This window comes from Rhodococcus sp. SB1D (assembly GCF_048573875.1).
Classification (GTDB): domain Bacteria; phylum Actinomycetota; class Actinomycetes; order Mycobacteriales; family Mycobacteriaceae; genus Rhodococcus_F; species Rhodococcus_F qingshengii.
This window is the reverse complement of sequence record NZ_JBMAIQ010000001.1, coordinates 1,049,199-1,067,886: the sequence shown is the minus strand read 5'-3', so window position 1 is coordinate 1,067,886 and position 18,688 is coordinate 1,049,199. Positions and strand designations below refer to the sequence as shown.

Sequence of the window (18,688 nt, the reverse complement as noted above, 5' to 3'; positions counted from 1 at the left end):
GATGTTCACGCGCGTCGCGGCCGCACCGTTTTCGGCTGCGCACAGCGCAGGATTTCACAGCCGCGGACCGAGAGGGAAAGCTGTAAGCATGTCAACCACTAGCACCGAATCACCCCGAGCTCAGATCGGCGTCACCGGCCTGGCCGTCATGGGTTCGAATATTGCCCGCAATTTCGCCCGCCACGGTCACACCGTTGCCCTGCACAACCGCAGCATCGCGAGGACCGATGCCCTGATCGCCGAGCATGGTTCCGAGGGCGATTTCGTGCGCACCGAGACCGTCGAGGAGTTTGTTGCCGCACTTCAGAAGCCGCGACGCGTCCTGATCATGGTCAAGGCGGGCGCCCCGACCGATGCTGTCATCGAAGAGCTCGCGAACGCCATGGAGCCCGGCGACATCATCATCGACGGTGGCAACTCGCTCTACACCGACACGATCCGTCGTGAAGCGGCGATCCGCGCCCGCGGTCTGCACTTCGTCGGCGCCGGTATCTCCGGTGGCGAAGAAGGCGCACTCAACGGTCCGTCGATCATGCCGGGCGGCCCGAAGGAGTCCTACGAGGCTCTCGGCCCGCTTCTCGAGTCCATCTCCGCTCACGTCGACGGCACCCCGTGCTGCACGCACATCGGCCCCGATGGCAGCGGTCACTTCGTCAAGATGGTGCACAACGGCATCGAGTACGCCGACATGCAGCTCATCGGCGAGGCGTACAACCTCTTCCGCGACGCTCTGGGCTACGACGCCGGTCAGGTTGCCGACGTCTTCACCGAGTGGAACAAGGGCACCCTCGAGTCCTACCTGATCGAGATCACCGCCGAGGTGCTCCGCCAGGTCGACGCCGAGACGGGCAAGCCGTTGGTCGACGTCATCGTCGACGCTGCCGAGCAGAAGGGAACGGGCCGCTGGACGGTCAAGTCCGCTCTGGATCTGGGCGTGCCGGTCACCGGTATCGCCGAGGCCGTATTTGCTCGCGCACTGTCCGGTAGCCGCAATCAGCGCGCCGCAGCTCAGGCGCAGGGTCTGGCTGCCGGCTCTCTCGGCGACAAGCCTGCTGACGCCGAGCAGTTTGCCGCCGACATCCAGGCCGCGCTGTACGCGTCGAAGATCGTGGCGTACGCGCAGGGCTTCGATCAGATCGCTGCCGGCAGCGCCGAGTACGACTGGAACCTCAAGCCTGCCGACCTGGCGACGATCTGGCGCGGTGGCTGCATCATCCGTGCGCAGTTCCTCAACCGCATCAAGGACGCGTTCGACGCCGATCCGAGCCTGCCGAGCTTGATTCTGGCGCCGTACTTCCGCGAGGCCATCGAGGCAGGCATCGACAGCTGGCGCCGCGTGGTCGCCACCGCGACGATGCTCGGCATTCCGGTACCTGCGTTCGCGTCCTCGCTGTCGTACTACGACGGTCTGCGCGCGGAGCGTCTGCCGGCCGCCCTGACTCAGGGTCAGCGCGACTTCTTCGGCGCGCACACCTACGAGCGCATCGACAAGCCGGGCAAGTTCCACACACTGTGGAGCGGTGACCGCAGCGAAATCGAGGCCTGATTCACAGCGGGTATCGGTAGATGCGGTCATCTGCGTCTACCGATACCCGGTAGCCTGGACAAATGCAGGAATCGACGATCGACTCGCCCACCTCGACCGAAGGGCGTTCGTTCGTCGACCTCGGAATCCCCGCCGTGATGGTGCACGCGTTGCGCCGAAGCGGCATCGATGCCCCCTTCCCCATTCAGTCGGCAACCATCCCCGATGTTCTTGCCGGTCGGGATGTACTCGGGCGCGGTGCGACGGGTTCCGGAAAGACTCTGGCCTTCGGGCTTCCGATGCTGGTGCGCCTCAAGGGTGGGGCGAGCAAGCGGAATCGTCCGCGCGGTTTGGTGCTCGCTCCCACCCGTGAGCTGGCGATCCAGATCCACAAGGCACTCGACGACGCCGCTACCGAGATCGGTTTGCGTGTGGCAAATGCGGTCGGGGGCGTTCCGATCAAGCGTCAGGCCGACATCCTTGCCCGCGGCGTCGATCTGCTGATCGCGACCCCCGGGCGCCTGCTCGACCTACTCGAGCAGAAGTCGGTGATTCTCGACGACGTCGTGATCACGACCATCGACGAAGCCGACCACATGGCGGACATGGGTTTCATCGACGAGGTTGCGAAGATTCTCGACACGACTCCGAAAGACGGTCAGCGTCTTCTCTTCTCAGCGACACTCGACGGCAAGGTCGACGATCTGGTCGCGGGTTACCTGCGCAATCCGGCGTCGCACTCGACTGCTCCCCCGGTTGCGACCGTCTCGACCATGGAGCATCACCTGCTTTTCGTCGACCGCGACGACAAGAGATCCGTTGTCGCACATATCGCTTCGCGTGCGGGGCGGACCATCATGTTCGTCAAGACCAAGCACGGTGTGGATCGTCTTGCGCAGCAACTGCATTTGATCGGCGTCTCGGCGGGGGCTCTGCACGGCGGCAAGACGCAGAACAATCGGACCAAGACCCTCGCGTCGTTCTCCGACGGGACAACACCGGTCCTGGTCGCCACCGATGTCGCCGCGCGCGGAATCCATGTCGACGACGTGACGCTCGTCGTTCACGTCGATCCCCCGGCCGAGGCGAAGGACTACCTGCACCGGGCCGGCCGGACGGCACGCGCCGGCGAATCGGGCGTCGTCGTCACCATCGTCACCGACGAAGAACGTGAATCGGTCGAGAAGTTGACCAGGCAGGCAGGCATCAAGGTTCACGGTGTGCGGGTTCGTCCTGACGATCTTGAGCTCACGCGCATCACCGGTGCGATGGAGCCGACGGGAATTCCGGTCGAGGCTCCCGATACGACGGTTGCCGTCAAGCACACCGCCAAGCGTGGCCGTCAGGAACACGACACTGCAGGCCGGACCGCTGCCGGAGGCCGGATGAAGAAGGACGGCGACAAGCGCGCCGCCTCCTCGCGGCGCGTCACCGATCCGAAGAGTGTGAAGAAGATCCGTGCGGACGGCACTCCGGTCCCGACCCGTTCGGAGCGTCTGGCGTCCAAGGGCTTGACCCCGCGTCGCGGCGCACCCGGCGCAGGAAAGCCGTCTGCCGGAAATCGGGCGGGCAAGCGCGCACACTGAGGGAATGGGTGATCTTCCACTGATCTCGGTTCTCTGCGCACTTCTCGCTGCACTGCTCTTCGCGTGCGCTTCGGTCGCTCAGCAACGGGCGGCGTCCGCGGTTCCCGAGGGCGAGGCGTTGGTGGCGTCGTTGATTCGCAGTCCTCGGTGGTGGGCCGGGCTGATCGGTGACGGCGGCGGGTACGTCATGCAGGCCGTTGCACTGTCGTTGGGTTCGGTGTTGGTGGTGCAGCCGCTGATCGTGACCTCGTTGCTGTTCGCGCTGCCTCTCTCGGCCAAATTCTCGGGAATCCGCATCACCCGTTCCGCGTGGTCACTGGCGATCATGCTCGCGATTTCCTTGGCGATCTTCCTCGTCGTCGGCGATCCCACCGAGGGAGACAGCAATGCTCCATGGTCGGATTGGGCTGTGCCCCTGACGATTACGGTCGCAGTGGCCGTGGCCGCAACTGTCGGCGGCTTGTCCAAACTCGACGGCGGCTGGCGCGCACTGCTTCTCGGCTCTGCGGCAGGCATCTTCTACGGCGTCGCCGTCGCATTCACCAAGTACGTCACCGACCTACTCGGCCACGGCGTCATCGGGGTGATTTCGGCATGGCAGACGTGGGCGCTGATCGCCTCGGGCGCAATCGGGGTCTACCTGCAACAGCGCGCGTTCCAGGTCGGGCCGCTGTCGGCGTCGCTACCCGCCCTGACGATCGGCGAGCCGATCGCGGCCATCTTCCTGGGGATGACAGTGCTCGACGAACGCCTCCGCGTCGACGGTCCCGGAATTGCTCTCATCGGGTGCGCCGTCGCCGTCATGATCATGACCACGATCGCCCTTTCCCGCTCACAAGCGCGCGATACCGAGGGCGCTACGGCGGAATCGACGGTAGGCTCGTGAAACGTGCAGTTCCTCGAAGGGCAACGCCCCCCATACGACCTGACCTACGACGACGTCTTCCTCGTCCCTAACCGGACCGAGGTCACCTCTCGGTTCGACGTCGATCTCAATTCTTCCGACGGATCCGGAACGACCATTCCCGTCGTGGTCGCCAATATGACCGCAGTCGCCGGCCGCCGCATGGCGGAGACTGTCGCCCGCCGCGGCGGACTGGTCATCATTCCGCAGGACGTCCCCACCGAAGCTGTCGCCGAGACCGTGGCGTTCGTCAAGAGCCGCCACCTCGTCGCCGATACGCCGGTCACGCTTAGTCCGGACGACGCCGTCTCCGATGCGCTGGCGCTGCTTCCCAAGCGTGCTCACGGCGCGGTCGTGGTGGTCGAGGACGGTAAGCCTCTCGGTGTCGTCACGGAGGCTGCCTGCGCGGATGTCGATCGGTTCACTCGCCTACGTACCGTCGCGATCACCGACTTCGTCACGGCCCCGGTCACCGCCACACCGCGTGAGGTCTTCGAACTGCTCGAAACCAAGCACGATCCGCTGGCGGTCATCGTCAACGAAGACGGGACTCTTGCCGGCGTCCTCACCCGCACCGGCGCGATCCGTGCCGGCATCTACGACCCCGCAGTCGACGAGCGCGGCGCACTCCGGGTCGCTGCGGCGGTCGGTGTGAACGGTGACGTGGGCGCCAAGGCCAAGGCTCTCGTCGACGCCGGTGCAGACGTGATCGTCGTGGACACGGCTCACGGTCACCAGCAGAGAATGATCGATGCGCTCACCACCCTCAAGGCGCTCGATCTCGGCGTCCCGTTGGTTGCAGGCAACGTGGTCTCCGCACAGGGAACCCGTGATCTGATCGCCGCAGGCGCGGACATCGTCAAGGTCGGCGTCGGGCCCGGAGCCATGTGCACGACTCGCATGATGACCGGCGTCGGACGCCCGCAGTTCTCGGCCGTCGCGGAATGTGCTGCAGCGGCACGTGAGCTCGGCAAGCACGTCTGGGCCGACGGCGGCGTTCGACACCCCCGCGACGTTGCACTCGCCCTCGCGGCGGGCGCGTCGAACGTCATGATCGGCTCGTGGTTCGCCGGCACATACGAGTCCCCCGGCGATCTCAAAGTCGATCAGGCGGGCAACGCGTACAAGGAGAGCTTCGGTATGGCCTCCAAGCGCGCTGTTGCCGCTCGCACAGCCACCGAAACGGCTTTCGATCGCGCCCGTAAGGGATTGTTCGAGGAAGGCATCTCCAGTTCGCGGATGCGTCTCGATCCCGAGCGCCCCGGAGTCGAGGACCTGATCGATCAGATCTGTTCCGGCGTGCGCAGTACCTGCACGTACGCGGGTGCGCGTTCTCTCGAGGAGCTGCACGAGAAGGCCGTTCTGGGCGTGCAGTCCGCCGCCGGATTTGCCGAAGGACGGCCGCTTCCGTCTGGTTGGTGAACCACGTTCTGTGACTGTCGGCGGGTGCTCGGGTCCCTACTCCCGGGCACCCGCCGGTATCATTGGATCCGTAAACAGAAAACAAAACTCGGTCGGGTGCCCTTCGGCGACCCGACCGAGCCCGCTACAGCCGAGAACTACTCGGCTCTGACGAAAGGAACCCGGTGCCCGAGGCACCCACACACTTACCCGGCGCTACACCCGTCGTCTTATCCGAGGAATCTTCTGATTCCGCCGGTTCGGAGGGCTCCTCTAGCGAGCCGGGAGACAAACCCGGCGGCCCCCGTGCACATCTCAGGTGGCGATGACACATGGACATCGTTTTCACCATTCTCAGCCTGGTCGGCTTCATCGCGCTGACTGCAGGCACCGCCCTCTTCGTGGCGGCCGAATTCTCACTGACCGCGCTCGAACGCAGCACCGTCGACGAAGCTGCTCGTGGCGGCGACCGACGCTCGCGGCAGGTTCAACACGCGCACAAGACTCTTTCGTTCCAGCTCTCCGGCGCTCAGCTGGGCATCACGATCACAACCCTGATCACCGGTTACCTGGCCGAGCCGGTCCTGGCACGGTTCATCACACCGGTCACGAAGGCCGTCGGGCTCAGTGAATCCGCGGCCTCGACAACGTCTTTGATCCTGGCGCTCGTGATCGCGACCTCGTTCTCCATGATCTTCGGTGAGCTCGTACCGAAGAACCTCGCAATCTCCAAGCCGATGCCCACCGCCCGCGCGACTGCGGGCCTGCAAGCAGGGTTCTCGCTGATCTTCCGGTGGGCCATCAACGGCCTCAACGGAACCGCCAACTGGATCGTGCGACGCCTGGGCATCGAACCCGCGGAGGAATTGCGCTCCGCGCGATCACCGCAGGAACTCGGGTCCCTCGTGCGGACGTCCGCGCAGCGCGGGTCCATCGACAAGGGCACGGCGATGCTCGTCGACCGTTCACTGCAGTTCGGTGACCGCACGGCAGAAGAGCTGATGACTCCGCGAGTGAAGATCGAATCGCTGGAACTCTCGGACACCGTCGCAGACCTGATCGTGACGGCGTCGCGGACCGGCTATTCACGCTTCCCGGTCGTTCGCGGCGATCTCGACGACACGGTCGGCGTCGTACACATCAAGCACGCGTTCACCGTTCCGGCCGAACGTCGGCGCACGACGCGCGTCGACAGTCTGGCTCAACGTGTTCCCGTCGTGCCGTCGAGCCTGGACGGGGACACCGTCATGGAGCGAATCCGCTCGGACGGTATGCAGGTTGCGCTCGTCGTCGACGAGTACGGCGGAACTGCCGGCATCGTCACGATGGAAGACCTCATCGAGGAAATCGTCGGCGATGTGCGCGACGAACACGACGAACCCGAACTCGACGTGCAGCGCGTCGGCGACGGATGGTCGTGCTCCGGTCTCCTGCGCATCGACGAGGTCACTTCGGCTACCGGGTACACCGCTCCCGAAGGCGACTACGACACGCTCGGCGGCTTGGTGCTCACCGAACTGGGCCGCATCCCCGACGAGGGTGACGAGGTGGAATTGCCCGACGTCGACTCGTCCGGTGATTCGCGCGGAAAGTGGATTGCACGAGTGACCGGCATGGACGGCCGCCGTATCGACCGGGTGACCATCACGCCGGTCCCCGCTTGCGTCGAACCCGAATCCGCAGACGACAGCAAGAAGGAGTCCGACGATGAATAACCTCTTCGGTGTACTCCTCACCGTCGTGCTGCTCGCCGGCAATGCATTCTTCGTCGGTGCGGAGTTCGCACTGATCTCCGCACGACGTGACCGTCTCGAAGCACTGGTCGCGCAAGGCAAGAAGCGGGCGCTCACAGTCATCAAGGCCGGTGAGAACCTCTCGCTCATGCTTGCGGCGGCTCAGCTGGGCATCACGATCTGCTCGATCCTCCTCGGTAAGGTCGCCGAGCCCGCCATTGCGCACCTCCTCGAGGTGCCGATGGAAGCCGTCGGCCTGCCCGACGGATTGCTGCACCCGATCTCGTTTGCCATCGCGCTGTCGCTCGTCGTCGTGCTGCACATCCTGCTCGGCGAGATGGTGCCCAAGAACATCGCGTTGGCCGGCCCCGAGAAGACGGCCATGCTGCTCGTTCCCGTGCATCTGGCGTTCATCAAGATCGCTCGCCCGATCATCGCGTTCTACAACCTGTGCGCGAACGGAGTGCTCAAGCTCCTGCGCGTCGAACCCAAGGACGAACTCGACGTCACGGTCTCGGCGGTGGAGTTGTCCGCGATGATCGGTGAATCGCGATCCGAAGGTCTGATCGACGCCGAAGAACACCGGCGGTTGAAGCAGGCACTCGAATCGACCGATCGGACCGTCTCCGAGGTCCTGATCACTCTCGACAAGGTGCGGACCATTCCCCTCACACCGTCGGGAACAACACTGGGTGAGATCGAGCGTGCGGTCATCGAGACCGGATACTCGCGTTACCCGGTGCGAGCGAGCGACGGATCGCTGGCTGGGTACGTGCACCTCAAGGACGTGCTCGACGAGGTGCTCGACGAGGCCGCTGGACCGGACACCGTCGTTCCGACGTCGGATATCCGGCCGCTGCCCATCGTTCCGCTCAGCACACCGCTGGCCGAAGCGTTGGCCGGCCTTCGTCGGGCCAGCTCGCACCTCGGCGCTGTCACGGACGCTGACGGAGTGGTGATCGGTATCGTCGCGCTCGAGGATCTCCTCGAGGAGTACGTCGGAACGGTCCGCGATGGCACGCATCGCGGCACGGATGCTGTTCCCGGACAAAGAAACAGCTGATCGATGACACGTTCGGTGCATTCACTCGCACTCGCGCAGAGCGAGTGGACGGCTCGGCGGGCACTTCACCTCGAGGAGGTGGAGAAGCTCGTCGAGCCGCACCGAGCGCGTCGTAGCGCCGGTATCTCTCACCCGGTGCACGACTTCCTCTTCACGTACTACAACTTCAAACCCGCTCAACTGCGCCGCTGGCACCCCGGGTACGGAGTCGCGCTCGAGAACGCCGCCGAATACGCAGCCTTCTCCGGCTACCGCGTCGACGAGTCGGGTACCGCGACGGTCGAGGCCTCAGTGCTGGAGCGTCGGCGTCACACAGTCGAATTCGTGTGGAATCTGTTGAATCAGACGTCTGCGCGGCCCGCTGTGCTGGGTTGCTTCGGCCTCCACGAATGGGCGATGGTCTATCGCGGGGGCGAGGACGCAATCCGTCACCAGTCGGTGCCGCTGCGACTCGGGTTCGCCGGTACCGACGCGGTCGTCGAATCCCTGCCACTCAAATGCACGCACTACGACGCGTTCCGGTTCTTCACACCGGACGCGGCCCCCAAGAACTCGCTCCCGCTTGCACGCGAAACTCAGATCGATCACGAACAGCCGGGCTGCCTGCACGCCGGTATGGATCTGTACAAGTGGAGCTTCAAATTGTTGCCACTCGTCGATTCCGACCTGGTGATGCGGTGCTTCGAACACGCGCTCCTGGCCCGTGAACTCGACATGCGCGCGAGCCCATACGACCTCGCCGAGTACGGGTACTCCCCCATTCGTATCGAAACTCCCGCGGGCCGCGCCGAATACGTGCGTGAGCAACAACAGTTGGCGGATCGTGCTGCGCCGCTCCGCGATACGCTGGCAGAGAAGTGCCGGGAGCTTCTCGGCCACTGAACTGCCGAAAGGCGTCGCATGGATCACGGGTACGGGTTCTATCTCGACGAATACCAGCGTGATGTCGGGGTGCACAGCGACGACCGCCGCGGGCACATCGAATGCCCGGACTCGGCGGGTTTCCTTGCGGCGCACTTGCCGGTGTTCGACCTCGCTGCGGGCTCGGTAGCGGCGTTCGCCTCGGCGATTCATCGGTCAACCAGCCCGGGCGACGGACACTGGACCCTCGATCCCGAGCGCATCGCCGCGTCCTTCTCGAGCGATCGACTGTTCCGGATCGGCGGCGAGCCGATCAACGGGTTCTCCGAGCACTCGGGGTTCTTTGCCGCCCGCGACGGTTGGGTCCGCACGCACGGCAACTATCCGCACCATCGCGACCGCCTGCTCGCCGTCCTCGAGCTCGATGATGGATCACCCAAAGATGCAGTGGTGCAACGGATATCCGAACTCAGCGCCATCGAGATCGAGCTGCAGGCCGCCGAGATCGGAGCCATCGCGGTCCGTGTTCGTACCGAGACCGAGTGGCGCCTGAGTGAGCAGTGCGCAGCTGCGAGGTCTGCGCCTCTGGTATCCATCCGAGTACGCGACGAGGGAAAACCCCGCACGCATCCGACGCGCCCACGTGTTCTCGACCTGACCCGCGTCATCGCCGGTCCGGTCGCGACGCGTGCCCTGGCGTTGGTCGGCGCTGACGTTCTGCGGATCGACCCTCCGGCGATCCCCGAGATCGGATGGCAGCACCTCGACAGTGGACAGGGCAAGCGGTCGGCGCTTCTCGACCTGAAGTCCTCGGCGGGAGCGGCAGCGTTCCGAGAACTCCTCGAAACCGCAGACGTACTGGTCACCGGCTACCGGCCGGGTGCACTCGAAGCGCTCATCGGGCAGGATCTTCCCGCCCACCTGATTCACGGGCGCGTCAGCGCATGGGGATGGGAAGGTCCGTGGGCGAATCGCCGCGGCTTCGACAGCATCGTGCAGGCCGCATCCGGTATCTCGTTCCTCGCGGGTGGTGAGAACCCTGGTGCGCTTCCGGCGCAGGCACTCGACCACTCGACCGGATACTTCTTGGCAGCGGGGATCCTCGACGCGTTGACGCTGCGCTCGGAGGACGGCCGTGGCCGCGATGTCGACGTGTCATTGGCAAGCACAGGCGCTCGTCTTCTCGACGCACCCGGCCGAACCGTCCATCCTGGTCTGCCGACGGCTCCCGGCCTGAATGTTGTTGTCAACCATGCCGACGTGACCACCGCACGACCCGCGCTGGCAGAGTTCGAGGACTACCCCGAACCAGCCCATCCGTGGGGATCGGATCGCGCGGAGTGGGCACACTGAGGGACCGGCACATTCAGGGCAAGATGGACCTGTGAAGTCACATACCTACACACTCGACCTTCAGTGGACGGGCGATCTGGGAACCGGAACGTCCAGCACGCAGGGATATTCGCGCAATCATGCAATATCCGCGGTCGGAAAGCCGGAACTTCTCGGCAGCTCCGATCCCTCGTTCCGCGGTGACGCGCAGCGATGGAACCCCGAGGAACTGCTCGTTGCCTCCCTCGCCCAGTGCCACATGCTCTGGTACCTCGGGCTGGCAGCTGCCGCTGGGGTCGTCGTTCTCGACTACAGCGATCAGCCGGTCGGCAGCATGATCGAGGAATCCGATGGCGGCGGCCAGTTCATCGAAGTGACGTTGAATCCGACGGTGTTGGTCGCGGAGGCGTCGATGGTCGAGAAGGCCCAGGAGCTTCACGGCCCCGCACACACGAAGTGCTTCATCGCTCGGTCGGTGAACTTCCCCGTCCTGCATTCCCCGACGATCCTGGTGGCCACCGATGAGTGACATGCACAAGCTCATCGTCGACGTCGACACCGGTATCGACGACTCGTTGGCGCTTCTCTATCTCCTTGCCAGCCCCGAAGCCGAGATACTGGGGATTGCGAGCACCGCCGGCAACGTTCCGGTGGAACAGGTCGCGGCCAACAACTTGAACTGGCTTGCGCTCTGCGGCGCCCCGGACATCGAGGTTGCACTCGGCGCCCGCGAGCCATTGGTCATACCGTTGCGCACCACCGAGGAGACTCACGGTCCGCAAGGAATCGGCCATGCGGTCCTCCCCGATTCGGGTCGCAAGCGCTCGGTCCGAACCGCCACCGACCTCTGGGTGGATCTCGTCCGGGAGTACCCCGGACAACTCACCGGGCTGGTGACGGGGCCGCTCACCAACCTGGCCTTGGCGATCAGACGTGAACCCGATCTGCCGTCTCTGCTGAAGCGACTGGTAGTGATGGGTGGGTCGTTCAACTATCCGGGCAACACGACGCCGACCGCGGAGTGGAACGTCTCGGTGGATCCGCACGCCGCCAAGGAGGTGTTCGACGCGTTCTCCGTCGTACCCGCGCACCGGCGCCCGATCATCTGCGGCCTCAACGTCACCGAATCCATCGAGATGTTCCCCGAACATGTGCGTCGGCTCGCCGAAGCTGCCGGGAGCACCCCGGAAGAGATCATCTCGCCTGACGACGGTCCCGACGTCCGCAGTTCCGCGTCCAACAGCGTGATCAGGCATATGTCCGACGCAATCCGGTTCTACATGGAATTTCATCGTGAATACGACCAGGGATTTCTTGCTCACATGCATGATCCCTTCGCTGCTGCCGTCGCGCTCGATCCGAGCCTGGCGACGCTGAAACCGGCAACGGTAGATGTCGAAACCGAGAGTCCACTGCTGATCGGAACGACGGTTGCGGACTGGGTCGGGCACTGGAAGCGTGAGCCCAACGCGGATATCGCGGTCAGCACCGATCCGGCGGAATTCTTCGATCGACTTGTCCACCGAGTGGGAAATTACGCCCGCGTCGTGGGTTGACCGAGCCGGGCACCGGCTATGCTCGCATGGACAGAACACCAACGTACGAGAACAAAGGACCTGACGTGCAGATTTCCAGCCACGATGCCTCCCCGGCATTTGCGCTCGGATTGATGGCGTTCTGGCCCACTCGTCGTAGCGCATGCTTCGATCAGGCGTGTTGCTGAGCGGCGATTCTCGCTGCCTGCACCCCTGACTTTGTCGCTTCTTCGCTCGGAGTCTGTCTTCTCATGTTCAATCTTCTTTTGTTCACCCTTGTCGGCGTCGGCGCCCAGCTCGTCGACGGCGCCCTCGGTATGGCCTTCGGTGTCACCGCAACCACTCTGTTGATGATCGGTGGCCTCGGTCCGGCTCAGGCCAGCGCCGCTGTTCACCTGGCCGAGGTCGGCACCACCCTCGCTTCGGGTGTGTCGCATTGGAAGTTCAAGAACATCGACTGGAAGCTCGTCGCCAAGCTCGGTGTGCCCGGCGCAGTCGGTGCATTCATCGGCGCAACTGTGCTCTCGGGTCTGTCCACCGAAGCGGCAGTCCCCATCACGGCGACGATCCTGCTGGCCATCGGTATCTATGTGGCACTACGCTTTTCGGTCCGCCCACCGGCCGTCGCGGACGCTCGTACCACCCCGCACACTGCACGTTTCCTGTCCCCACTCGGCCTGTTCGGTGGTTTCATCGATGCATCCGGCGGTGGTGGTTGGGGTCCGATCACCACCAGCACGCTGCTCTCACGAGGAAAGACCGCGCCGCGCACCGTGATCGGCTCGGTCAGCGCCTCGGAGTTTCTGGTCGCGTCAGCCGCGTCGCTGGGATTCCTTGTCGGATTGGGACGTGAGTCGGCGGGAAACCTCCTCGTTGTCGCCGGTCTCGCGCTCGGCGGTGTCATCGCAGCTCCGTTCGCGGCGTGGCTGGTCAGCCGCGTACCTGCAACCTTGCTCGGAACGGCGGTGGGCGGCGTCATCGTGTTGACCAACGCACAGAAGCTGTTCAAATCCTTCGACATCACCGGGGCGGTCACAGTGGCCGGTTACCTGACCATTCTCGGCGCGTGGGCAGCGCTGCTGTTCTACGCGTGGAAGCGGTCCACTCTCACCCCGGCCGAGGCAGAAGGCGATTTCACGGGAGTCGAACTCGCTGTCGAGACCGAACTCACCGAGCCTGCAGTCAAGCGCGAACGATAGCTCGTCACAGAAGAAATCCCGGGTATCCGCGCTCGGATACCCGGGATTTCGTTCTTTCCGCGCTAGTTGCTTCCGTCGAACGCGTCGAGAATTCGCCCCGCCGCCAACGCTGCCGTCAGCGAACCGTCACGCACGCTCTGCTCGACGTCGGCCCGGATCGCACGCACCCGATCGTTGCTCGAGAGCCTGCGTAGCAGCTGATCGTTGACCATCGTCCAGGTCCAATCGACCTGTTGCTTGCGACGCTTCTCCTCGAACTGTCCCGCTTCGGTGAGCACCTCACGGTGTTTGGTGACAGTTCCCCAGAACTCGTCCAGCCCGACACCTTCGAGACCGCTCATCGTGATGACGGGCGGCTTCCAGATGGCGTCGTGCGGGTAGATCAGGCGAAGCGCACCCGCCAATTCACGGGCAGCGCCCTTTGCCTCGCGCTCATGCTTGCCATCGGCCTTGTTGACCGCCACCAGATCTGCGAGCTCGAGGACACCCTTCTTGATGCCCTGGAGCTGATCACCGGTACGAGCGAGGGTCAGGAACGTGAAGCAGTCCACCATGTTGGCAACAGTGACTTCGGACTGGCCGACACCCACCGTTTCCACCAGGATGACGTCGAAACCGGCAGCTTCGAGAAGCACGATGGTCTCGCGGGTTGCCTTGGCAACACCACCGAGCGTGCCGGACGTCGGTGACGGCCGGATGTACGCATTCGGTTCGACGGTGAGCCGAGCCATGCGTGTCTTGTCGCCGAGAATCGAGCCGCCGGTGCGGGTGGACGACGGATCGACCGCCAACACCGCAACCCGATGTCCTTTGCCCAGCAAGTACATTCCGAGCGCGTCGATGAAGGTCGACTTGCCGACGCCGGGAACGCCGGTGATGCCGATCCGGTGCGCTCCCCCGGCCTCCGGCAGCAACTTCAGTAGAAGTTGCTGCGCGAGGGCCCGGTGGTCGTCGCGGGTGGACTCGACGAGGGTGATCGCCCGAGCGAGGCCGGCACGCTGATTTCCGCGCACCGCCTCGGCGAGGGAATCAATGTCGATGGGCTGACGTGCCATCTTCAGTGACCCCCTTCTCAGCTGTTGTCGTGACCCAGTTGGGCGGAGAGCTTCTCCAACAATCCGCTGGCAGCGTCGGCGATGACGGTGCCGGGCGGGAAGATGGCAGCAGCGCCGGCCTCGTAGAGTTCGTCGAAGTCACCGGGCGGAATGACGCCGCCGACGACGATCATGATGTCGGGACGACCGGCCGCAGCCAGAGCCTCCCGCAGCGCCGGCACCAAGGTGAGGTGACCGGCGGCCAACGACGACACACCGACTACGTGGACGTCGTTGTCGGCCGCCTGATTGGCGACCTCTTCGGGGGTCTGGAACAGCGGTCCGACGTCGACGTCGAATCCGATGTCCGCGAAGGCGGTGGAGATGACCTTCTGGCCACGGTCGTGACCGTCCTGGCCCATCTTCGCGACGAGGATGCGGGGACGACGTCCCTCGTCCTCGGCGAACTTCTCGACCAGTTCCATCGCCTTGCTGATGTTGCTCACCGTTCCTGCCTCGTCGCGGTACACACCACTGATGGTGCGGATCTCGGCCTGGTGGCGTCCGTACACCTTTTCGAGGGCGTCGGAAATTTCGCCGACGGTAGCCATCGCGCGGGCGGCGACGACAGCGAGGGCGAGGAGGTTGTTCGCCATGCCGCCTTCGGTGGATGCGGCAGCGCGAGTGAGGTTCGCCAGTGCGGCCTCGACGACTTCCGGATCACGTTCCGCGCGAAGGCGAACCAACTTCTCGAGCTGTTCCTTGCGGACCTTGGAGTTCTCGACCTTGAGAACTTCGATGGTGTCGACCTCGTCGGGAACGTACTTGTTGACGCCGACGAGCGGCTGCCGACCGGAGTCGATGCGTGCCTGGGTGCGGGCGGCAGCTTCCTCGATGCGCAGCTTCGGGATGCCTTCGTTGATGGCCTGAGCCATTCCGCCGGCTTCCTCGACCTCTTCGATGTGCTTACGAGCCCGGTTGGCGAGTTCGTTGGTGAGCCACTCGACGTAGTACGAGCCACCCCACGGGTCGATGGGACGCACGGTGCCGGATTCCTGCTGCAGCAGCAACTGGGTGTTACGGGCGATGCGGGCGGAGAAGTCCGTCGGCAATGCGATCGCTTCGTCGAGTGCGTTGGTGTGCAAGGACTGAGTGTGGCCCTGGGTGGCAGCCATGGCTTCGACGCAGGTACGCGGAACGTTGTTGAAGACGTCCTGCGCGGTCAGGGACCAGCCGGAGGTCTGCGAGTGGGTACGCAGCGAGAGAGACTTCGCGCTCTTGGGATCGAACTTGGCGACAAGCTCGGCCCACAGGAGGCGTCCGGCGCGGAGCTTGGCGACCTCCATGAAGAAGTTCATGCCGATGGCCCAGAAGAAGGACAGGCGAGGTGCGAACTTGTCGATGTCCATACCGGCGTCGAGGCCGGCGCGGATGTACTCGACGCCGTCGGCGAGGGTGTACGCCAGTTCCAGATCGGCCGTCGCTCCGGCTTCCTGGATGTGGTAGCCCGAGATCGAGATGGAGTTGTACTTCGGCATTTCCGCGCTGGAGTACGCGAAGATGTCCGAGATGATCCGCATCGAGGGCTTCGGCGGATAGATGTAGGTGTTACGAACCATGAACTCTTTGAGGATGTCGTTCTGGATCGTTCCGGCCAGCTTGTCCGGAGTGACACCTTGCTCGCCTGCCGCAGCGACGTACAGCGCGAGAATCGGCAGCACGGCGCCGTTCATCGTCATCGAGACCGACACCTGCGAGAGGTCGATTCCGTCGAAGAGCTGACGCATGTCGAGGATGGAATCGATTGCGACACCGGCCATTCCGACGTCACCGGCAACGCGAGGATGATCGGAGTCGTAGCCGCGGTGTGTGGCGAGGTCGAAGGCGACCGAGAGGCCCTTCTGACCGGCCGCCAGGTTACGACGGTAGAACGCATTCGACTCCGCGGCAGTGGAGAATCCGGCGTACTGGCGAATGGTCCACGGCTGGTTCACGTACATGGTCGGGTACGGACCACGCAGGAACGGCGCTGCGCCCGGGAAGCTGTCGAGCGGGTAACCCGACTCGGCGGCGGCCGTGCGGTCCGCACCGGTGTACACCGGCTTGACGTCGATGCCTTCGGGGGTGGACCAGACAACCTGCTCGGCGGCGTAGTTGTTGGCGTTGGCGCCCTCTTCGATGAGCGCCTGGGCCTGCTCGACCGACGGCGGTGTGGGTGCCGGAGACTGCGGGTCCTCGAGTGGGACCTCGGCGAAACTGCCGATCACGTGCTTGACCTCTCGTGTCGTCACTTGGAGCTTCCCGTCTCGATGAAGTCGAGCAGTTCGGTCAGAGCCGACACTGCGTCGATGCGGGCGGTGAGGAATCCGTCCGGGCGAGAATCGCCGGTCGCGTCGGCGACTGCCTTTTCCGGTCCTGCGAGCAGCACCTTGGTGATGCCGGCGGCGCGAAGTTCGGCGACGGCCGCTGCGGCGCTCTCGCCGTAGCGCTTGTCCGTGCCGCACAGCACGGCGACGGTGGCACCGGAAGCCTTGACTGCAGCGGAGATGGCTTCGGCGCCCACCTCGAGCGGGCCGGGGTTGACTGCGTCGATACCACCCGAAGCGAGCAGGTTGGACGCAAACGTGGTGCGCACGTTGTGTTCTGCAACCGAGCCCAGCGGCGCGAGAAGCGCAGTGGGACGGGCGCCGCCGGCGGCGAGGAACGCGTCCGAACGGTCACGAAGCGCTTCGAATGCAGCTGCGTAGCGGGCGACGGACTGGCCAGGCTCGACGGCTTCGGCGGACAGCGGCGTTTCGCCGAGGTTCGGGAACTCGTTGACACCGGTGACCGTGGTCTTGCGGTGTGCGATGTCGGAGTCGCGCTTGGCCTTGGTAGCGGCGATGCGACCGGAGACGATTCCCGCTTCGAGTGCCGCCAGATATCCGCCGGCTGCTTCGATTTCCTGGAAGAACTCCCACGCGGTGGCGGCGATCTGCTGTGTCAGGTCCTCGACGTACCAAGACCCGGCCGACGGATCGAGGACACGGCCCAGGTGCGACTCCTCGAGCAGGAGCAGCTGTGTGTTGCGCGCGATGCGCGAGGAGAAGGACTTGCTGACACCGAGGGTGCCGTCGGCCAGGGCGACGTCGAACGGAAGAACAGTCACTGCATCTGCTCCGCCGACGCCGGCGCCGAATGCAGCGAGGGTCGTGCGCAGCATGTTCACCCAGGGATCACGCTGAGCCATCATCGCGGCGGAGGTGACTGCGTGCTGCGGCGCTCCACCAAAATCGGAAGCTCCGCAGACCTGGGCGATGCGTGCCCATACGAGACGTGCGGCGCGGAACTTCGCGATGGTCTGGAACTGATCGTCGGTTGCCGCGTAGCGGAAAGCCAACTGCGACAACGCAGCACCGATGGTCAGGCCGCTCTGGGCGGTGAGTGCACGGAGGTACTCGAGGCCGGCGGCGATTGCGGCTCCGAGTTCTTCGGCGTCGCCGGCACCCGCGTTGTGAAAGGCCGTGCCGTCCACGGTGATCGCGTGCACGGTTTCCGCACGAGCGGCGGCGAGGGCGGCCAACTCGACTGCGCCTGCAAATTCGACGTCGGCTGCGCCGGAGAACGAACTGGTCAGCGGTGCTGCACCGAGGTGAACTCGGATACTGCTGCGATCGCTGACACCGTCGCCGGCTTCGCTGCGTGCATCGAGGAGTGAGAAGAGTGCTCGGGCTGCATCGTTTGTCGCTGCGCCTGCATCGAGCGTGAGCGGTGCGAGGTCGAGAAGCACGCCCTCGAGCGCAGCGGCGAGGTCGGTGACCGGAACGCCGTCGGCGCCCACCTTCAACCAGAGTGCGCTGACTCCGTTTTCGAGGGCGTCCAGGATGGCGCGATTGGTCTCGGCCGCCGAAGCGGTTCCGAAAGCGGCGGAAACCAACCAACCGGCATTGACATCACGGTGAGCGTCGACGCCACGCACGTACGGAAAAGTGCCCGGCAAGCTCTGCTCGGGACGCTCGTCGCGTGGGCTGTAGAGCGGTGCGACAGTGACACCGTCGTAGGTGACGGTTTCGAGCAGTTTCTGTGGCTCGGGGCCCAGTTCTGCCGCATCGACTCTGCGGGACTTGGCGAGCACACCGGCTACGGAGCGCTGCCACTCCGCGTACGCCTGCTCGACAGCCTCGGCTTCTGAAGCTAATGACACTGTGTCCGCTCCCTCTCATTTTTTGCGTGAGCGCTTTACCGATAATCGGATTTGTTCGTTAGTTCTGTGATGCTAACCCGCGGTTGAGCCCAGATATCGTGAGGATCACGTCATGTTCTTCACAGGGCTGTTCGTGGCCACTTTCCGACCGGCCGGGCGACGTGCGGATTCGGTCGTTCGTGCACGTGTAACCGGCCCTTACCTAGCGATTGTTCAGCATGTTTGCGGGTTACCCGCGAGTTCGTTTCACTGGCCGGGACTGCAGGTGAAGGCCACTCCGAAAGCCTAGTGGTTTTCGTCACAGCGCCGTTTCATTGTCGCCTGGAGCACGT

The 18,688-nt window shown here is 64.6% G+C and carries 15 protein-coding genes; 12 read left to right on the top strand and 3 right to left on the bottom strand.

The genetic code is table 11. The features are described from left to right. Nucleotides 1-88 precede the first annotated feature (88 nt). The 12 genes from gndA (at nt 89) to ACN50D_RS04940 (ending at nt 13,139) form a co-directional block, all read left to right on the top strand. Nucleotides 89-1,546, top strand: a complete 1,458-nt coding sequence (gndA, locus tag ACN50D_RS04995) for an NADP-dependent phosphogluconate dehydrogenase (protein WP_211920173.1) — start codon at nt 89-91, stop codon at nt 1,544-1,546. Between the two features lie 62 nt (nt 1,547-1,608). Further along, nucleotides 1,609-3,111, top strand: coding sequence for a DEAD/DEAH box helicase (locus ACN50D_RS04990; protein ID WP_054188236.1), 1,503 nt, complete (start codon nt 1,609-1,611; stop codon nt 3,109-3,111). Nucleotides 3,112-3,115: 4 nt separating this feature from the next. After that, entirely contained in the window at nt 3,116-3,997 is an 882-nt protein-coding gene (locus tag ACN50D_RS04985; RefSeq protein ID WP_042919783.1) for a DMT family transporter, read from the top strand. A 3-nt stretch (nt 3,998-4,000) separates the two neighbouring features. Further along, nucleotides 4,001-5,437 carry a GuaB1 family IMP dehydrogenase-related protein gene (locus tag ACN50D_RS04980; RefSeq protein WP_020969620.1) on the top strand — a complete coding sequence of 479 codons (1,437 nt, stop codon included), beginning with the start codon at nt 4,001-4,003 and terminating at the stop codon, nt 5,435-5,437. Between the two features lie 311 nt (nt 5,438-5,748). Next, entirely contained in the window at nt 5,749-7,131 is a 1,383-nt protein-coding gene (locus tag ACN50D_RS04975) for a hemolysin family protein (protein ID WP_211920175.1), read from the top strand. Then, nucleotides 7,124-8,212 (top strand): hemolysin family protein, encoded by a 1,089-nt coding sequence (locus tag ACN50D_RS04970; RefSeq protein WP_003944826.1) that lies wholly within the window; start codon nt 7,124-7,126, stop codon nt 8,210-8,212. Before ACN50D_RS04975 ends, ACN50D_RS04970 begins: the two co-directional genes overlap by 8 nt. Nucleotides 8,213-8,215: 3 nt before the next feature. Then, a complete protein-coding gene (locus ACN50D_RS04965) occupies nt 8,216-9,094 on the top strand; it encodes a hypothetical protein (RefSeq protein ID WP_058038788.1) in 879 nt (292 codons plus the stop codon). Between the two features lie 18 nt (nt 9,095-9,112). After that, complete coding sequence (locus ACN50D_RS04960; protein WP_211920177.1) at nt 9,113-10,426, top strand: CoA transferase; 1,314 nt, start codon at nt 9,113-9,115, stop codon at nt 10,424-10,426. A 31-nt stretch (nt 10,427-10,457) separates the two neighbouring features. Then, a complete protein-coding gene (locus ACN50D_RS04955) occupies nt 10,458-10,934 on the top strand; it encodes an OsmC family protein (protein WP_007727816.1) in 477 nt (158 codons plus the stop codon). Next, nucleotides 10,927-11,961, top strand: a complete 1,035-nt coding sequence (locus tag ACN50D_RS04950; RefSeq protein ID WP_007727817.1) for a nucleoside hydrolase — start codon at nt 10,927-10,929, stop codon at nt 11,959-11,961. Before ACN50D_RS04955 ends, ACN50D_RS04950 begins: the two co-directional genes overlap by 8 nt. Before the next feature lie 26 nt (nt 11,962-11,987). Then, nucleotides 11,988-12,128: a hypothetical protein gene (locus tag ACN50D_RS04945; protein ID WP_156423186.1), complete on the top strand. Its 141-nt coding sequence runs from the start codon at nt 11,988-11,990 to the stop codon at nt 12,126-12,128. Between the two features lie 63 nt (nt 12,129-12,191). Next, the gene (locus ACN50D_RS04940; RefSeq protein ID WP_007727818.1) at nt 12,192-13,139 is read left to right on the top strand and encodes a sulfite exporter TauE/SafE family protein; all 948 of its coding nucleotides are present in this window, start codon (nt 12,192-12,194) and stop codon (nt 13,137-13,139) included. Between the two features lie 62 nt (nt 13,140-13,201). Here the strand turns inward: ACN50D_RS04940 and meaB are convergent, their stop codons facing one another. From meaB to mutA, 3 genes are read right to left on the bottom strand one after another with little or no spacing between them, the layout of a single operon-like run. Continuing rightward, nucleotides 13,202-14,194, bottom strand: coding sequence for a methylmalonyl Co-A mutase-associated GTPase MeaB (gene meaB / locus ACN50D_RS04935; protein WP_003945003.1), 993 nt, complete (start codon nt 14,192-14,194; stop codon nt 13,202-13,204). 17 nt (nt 14,195-14,211) lie between these two features. Then, nucleotides 14,212-16,464 carry a methylmalonyl-CoA mutase gene (scpA, locus tag ACN50D_RS04930; RefSeq protein WP_211920179.1) on the bottom strand — a complete coding sequence of 751 codons (2,253 nt, stop codon included), beginning with the start codon at nt 16,462-16,464 and terminating at the stop codon, nt 14,212-14,214. Next, a complete protein-coding gene (gene mutA / locus ACN50D_RS04925; protein WP_030536386.1) occupies nt 16,461-18,356 on the bottom strand; it encodes a methylmalonyl-CoA mutase small subunit in 1,896 nt (631 codons plus the stop codon). The genes scpA and mutA overlap by 4 nt, the downstream gene beginning before the upstream one ends. Nucleotides 18,357-18,688 lie beyond the last annotated feature (332 nt).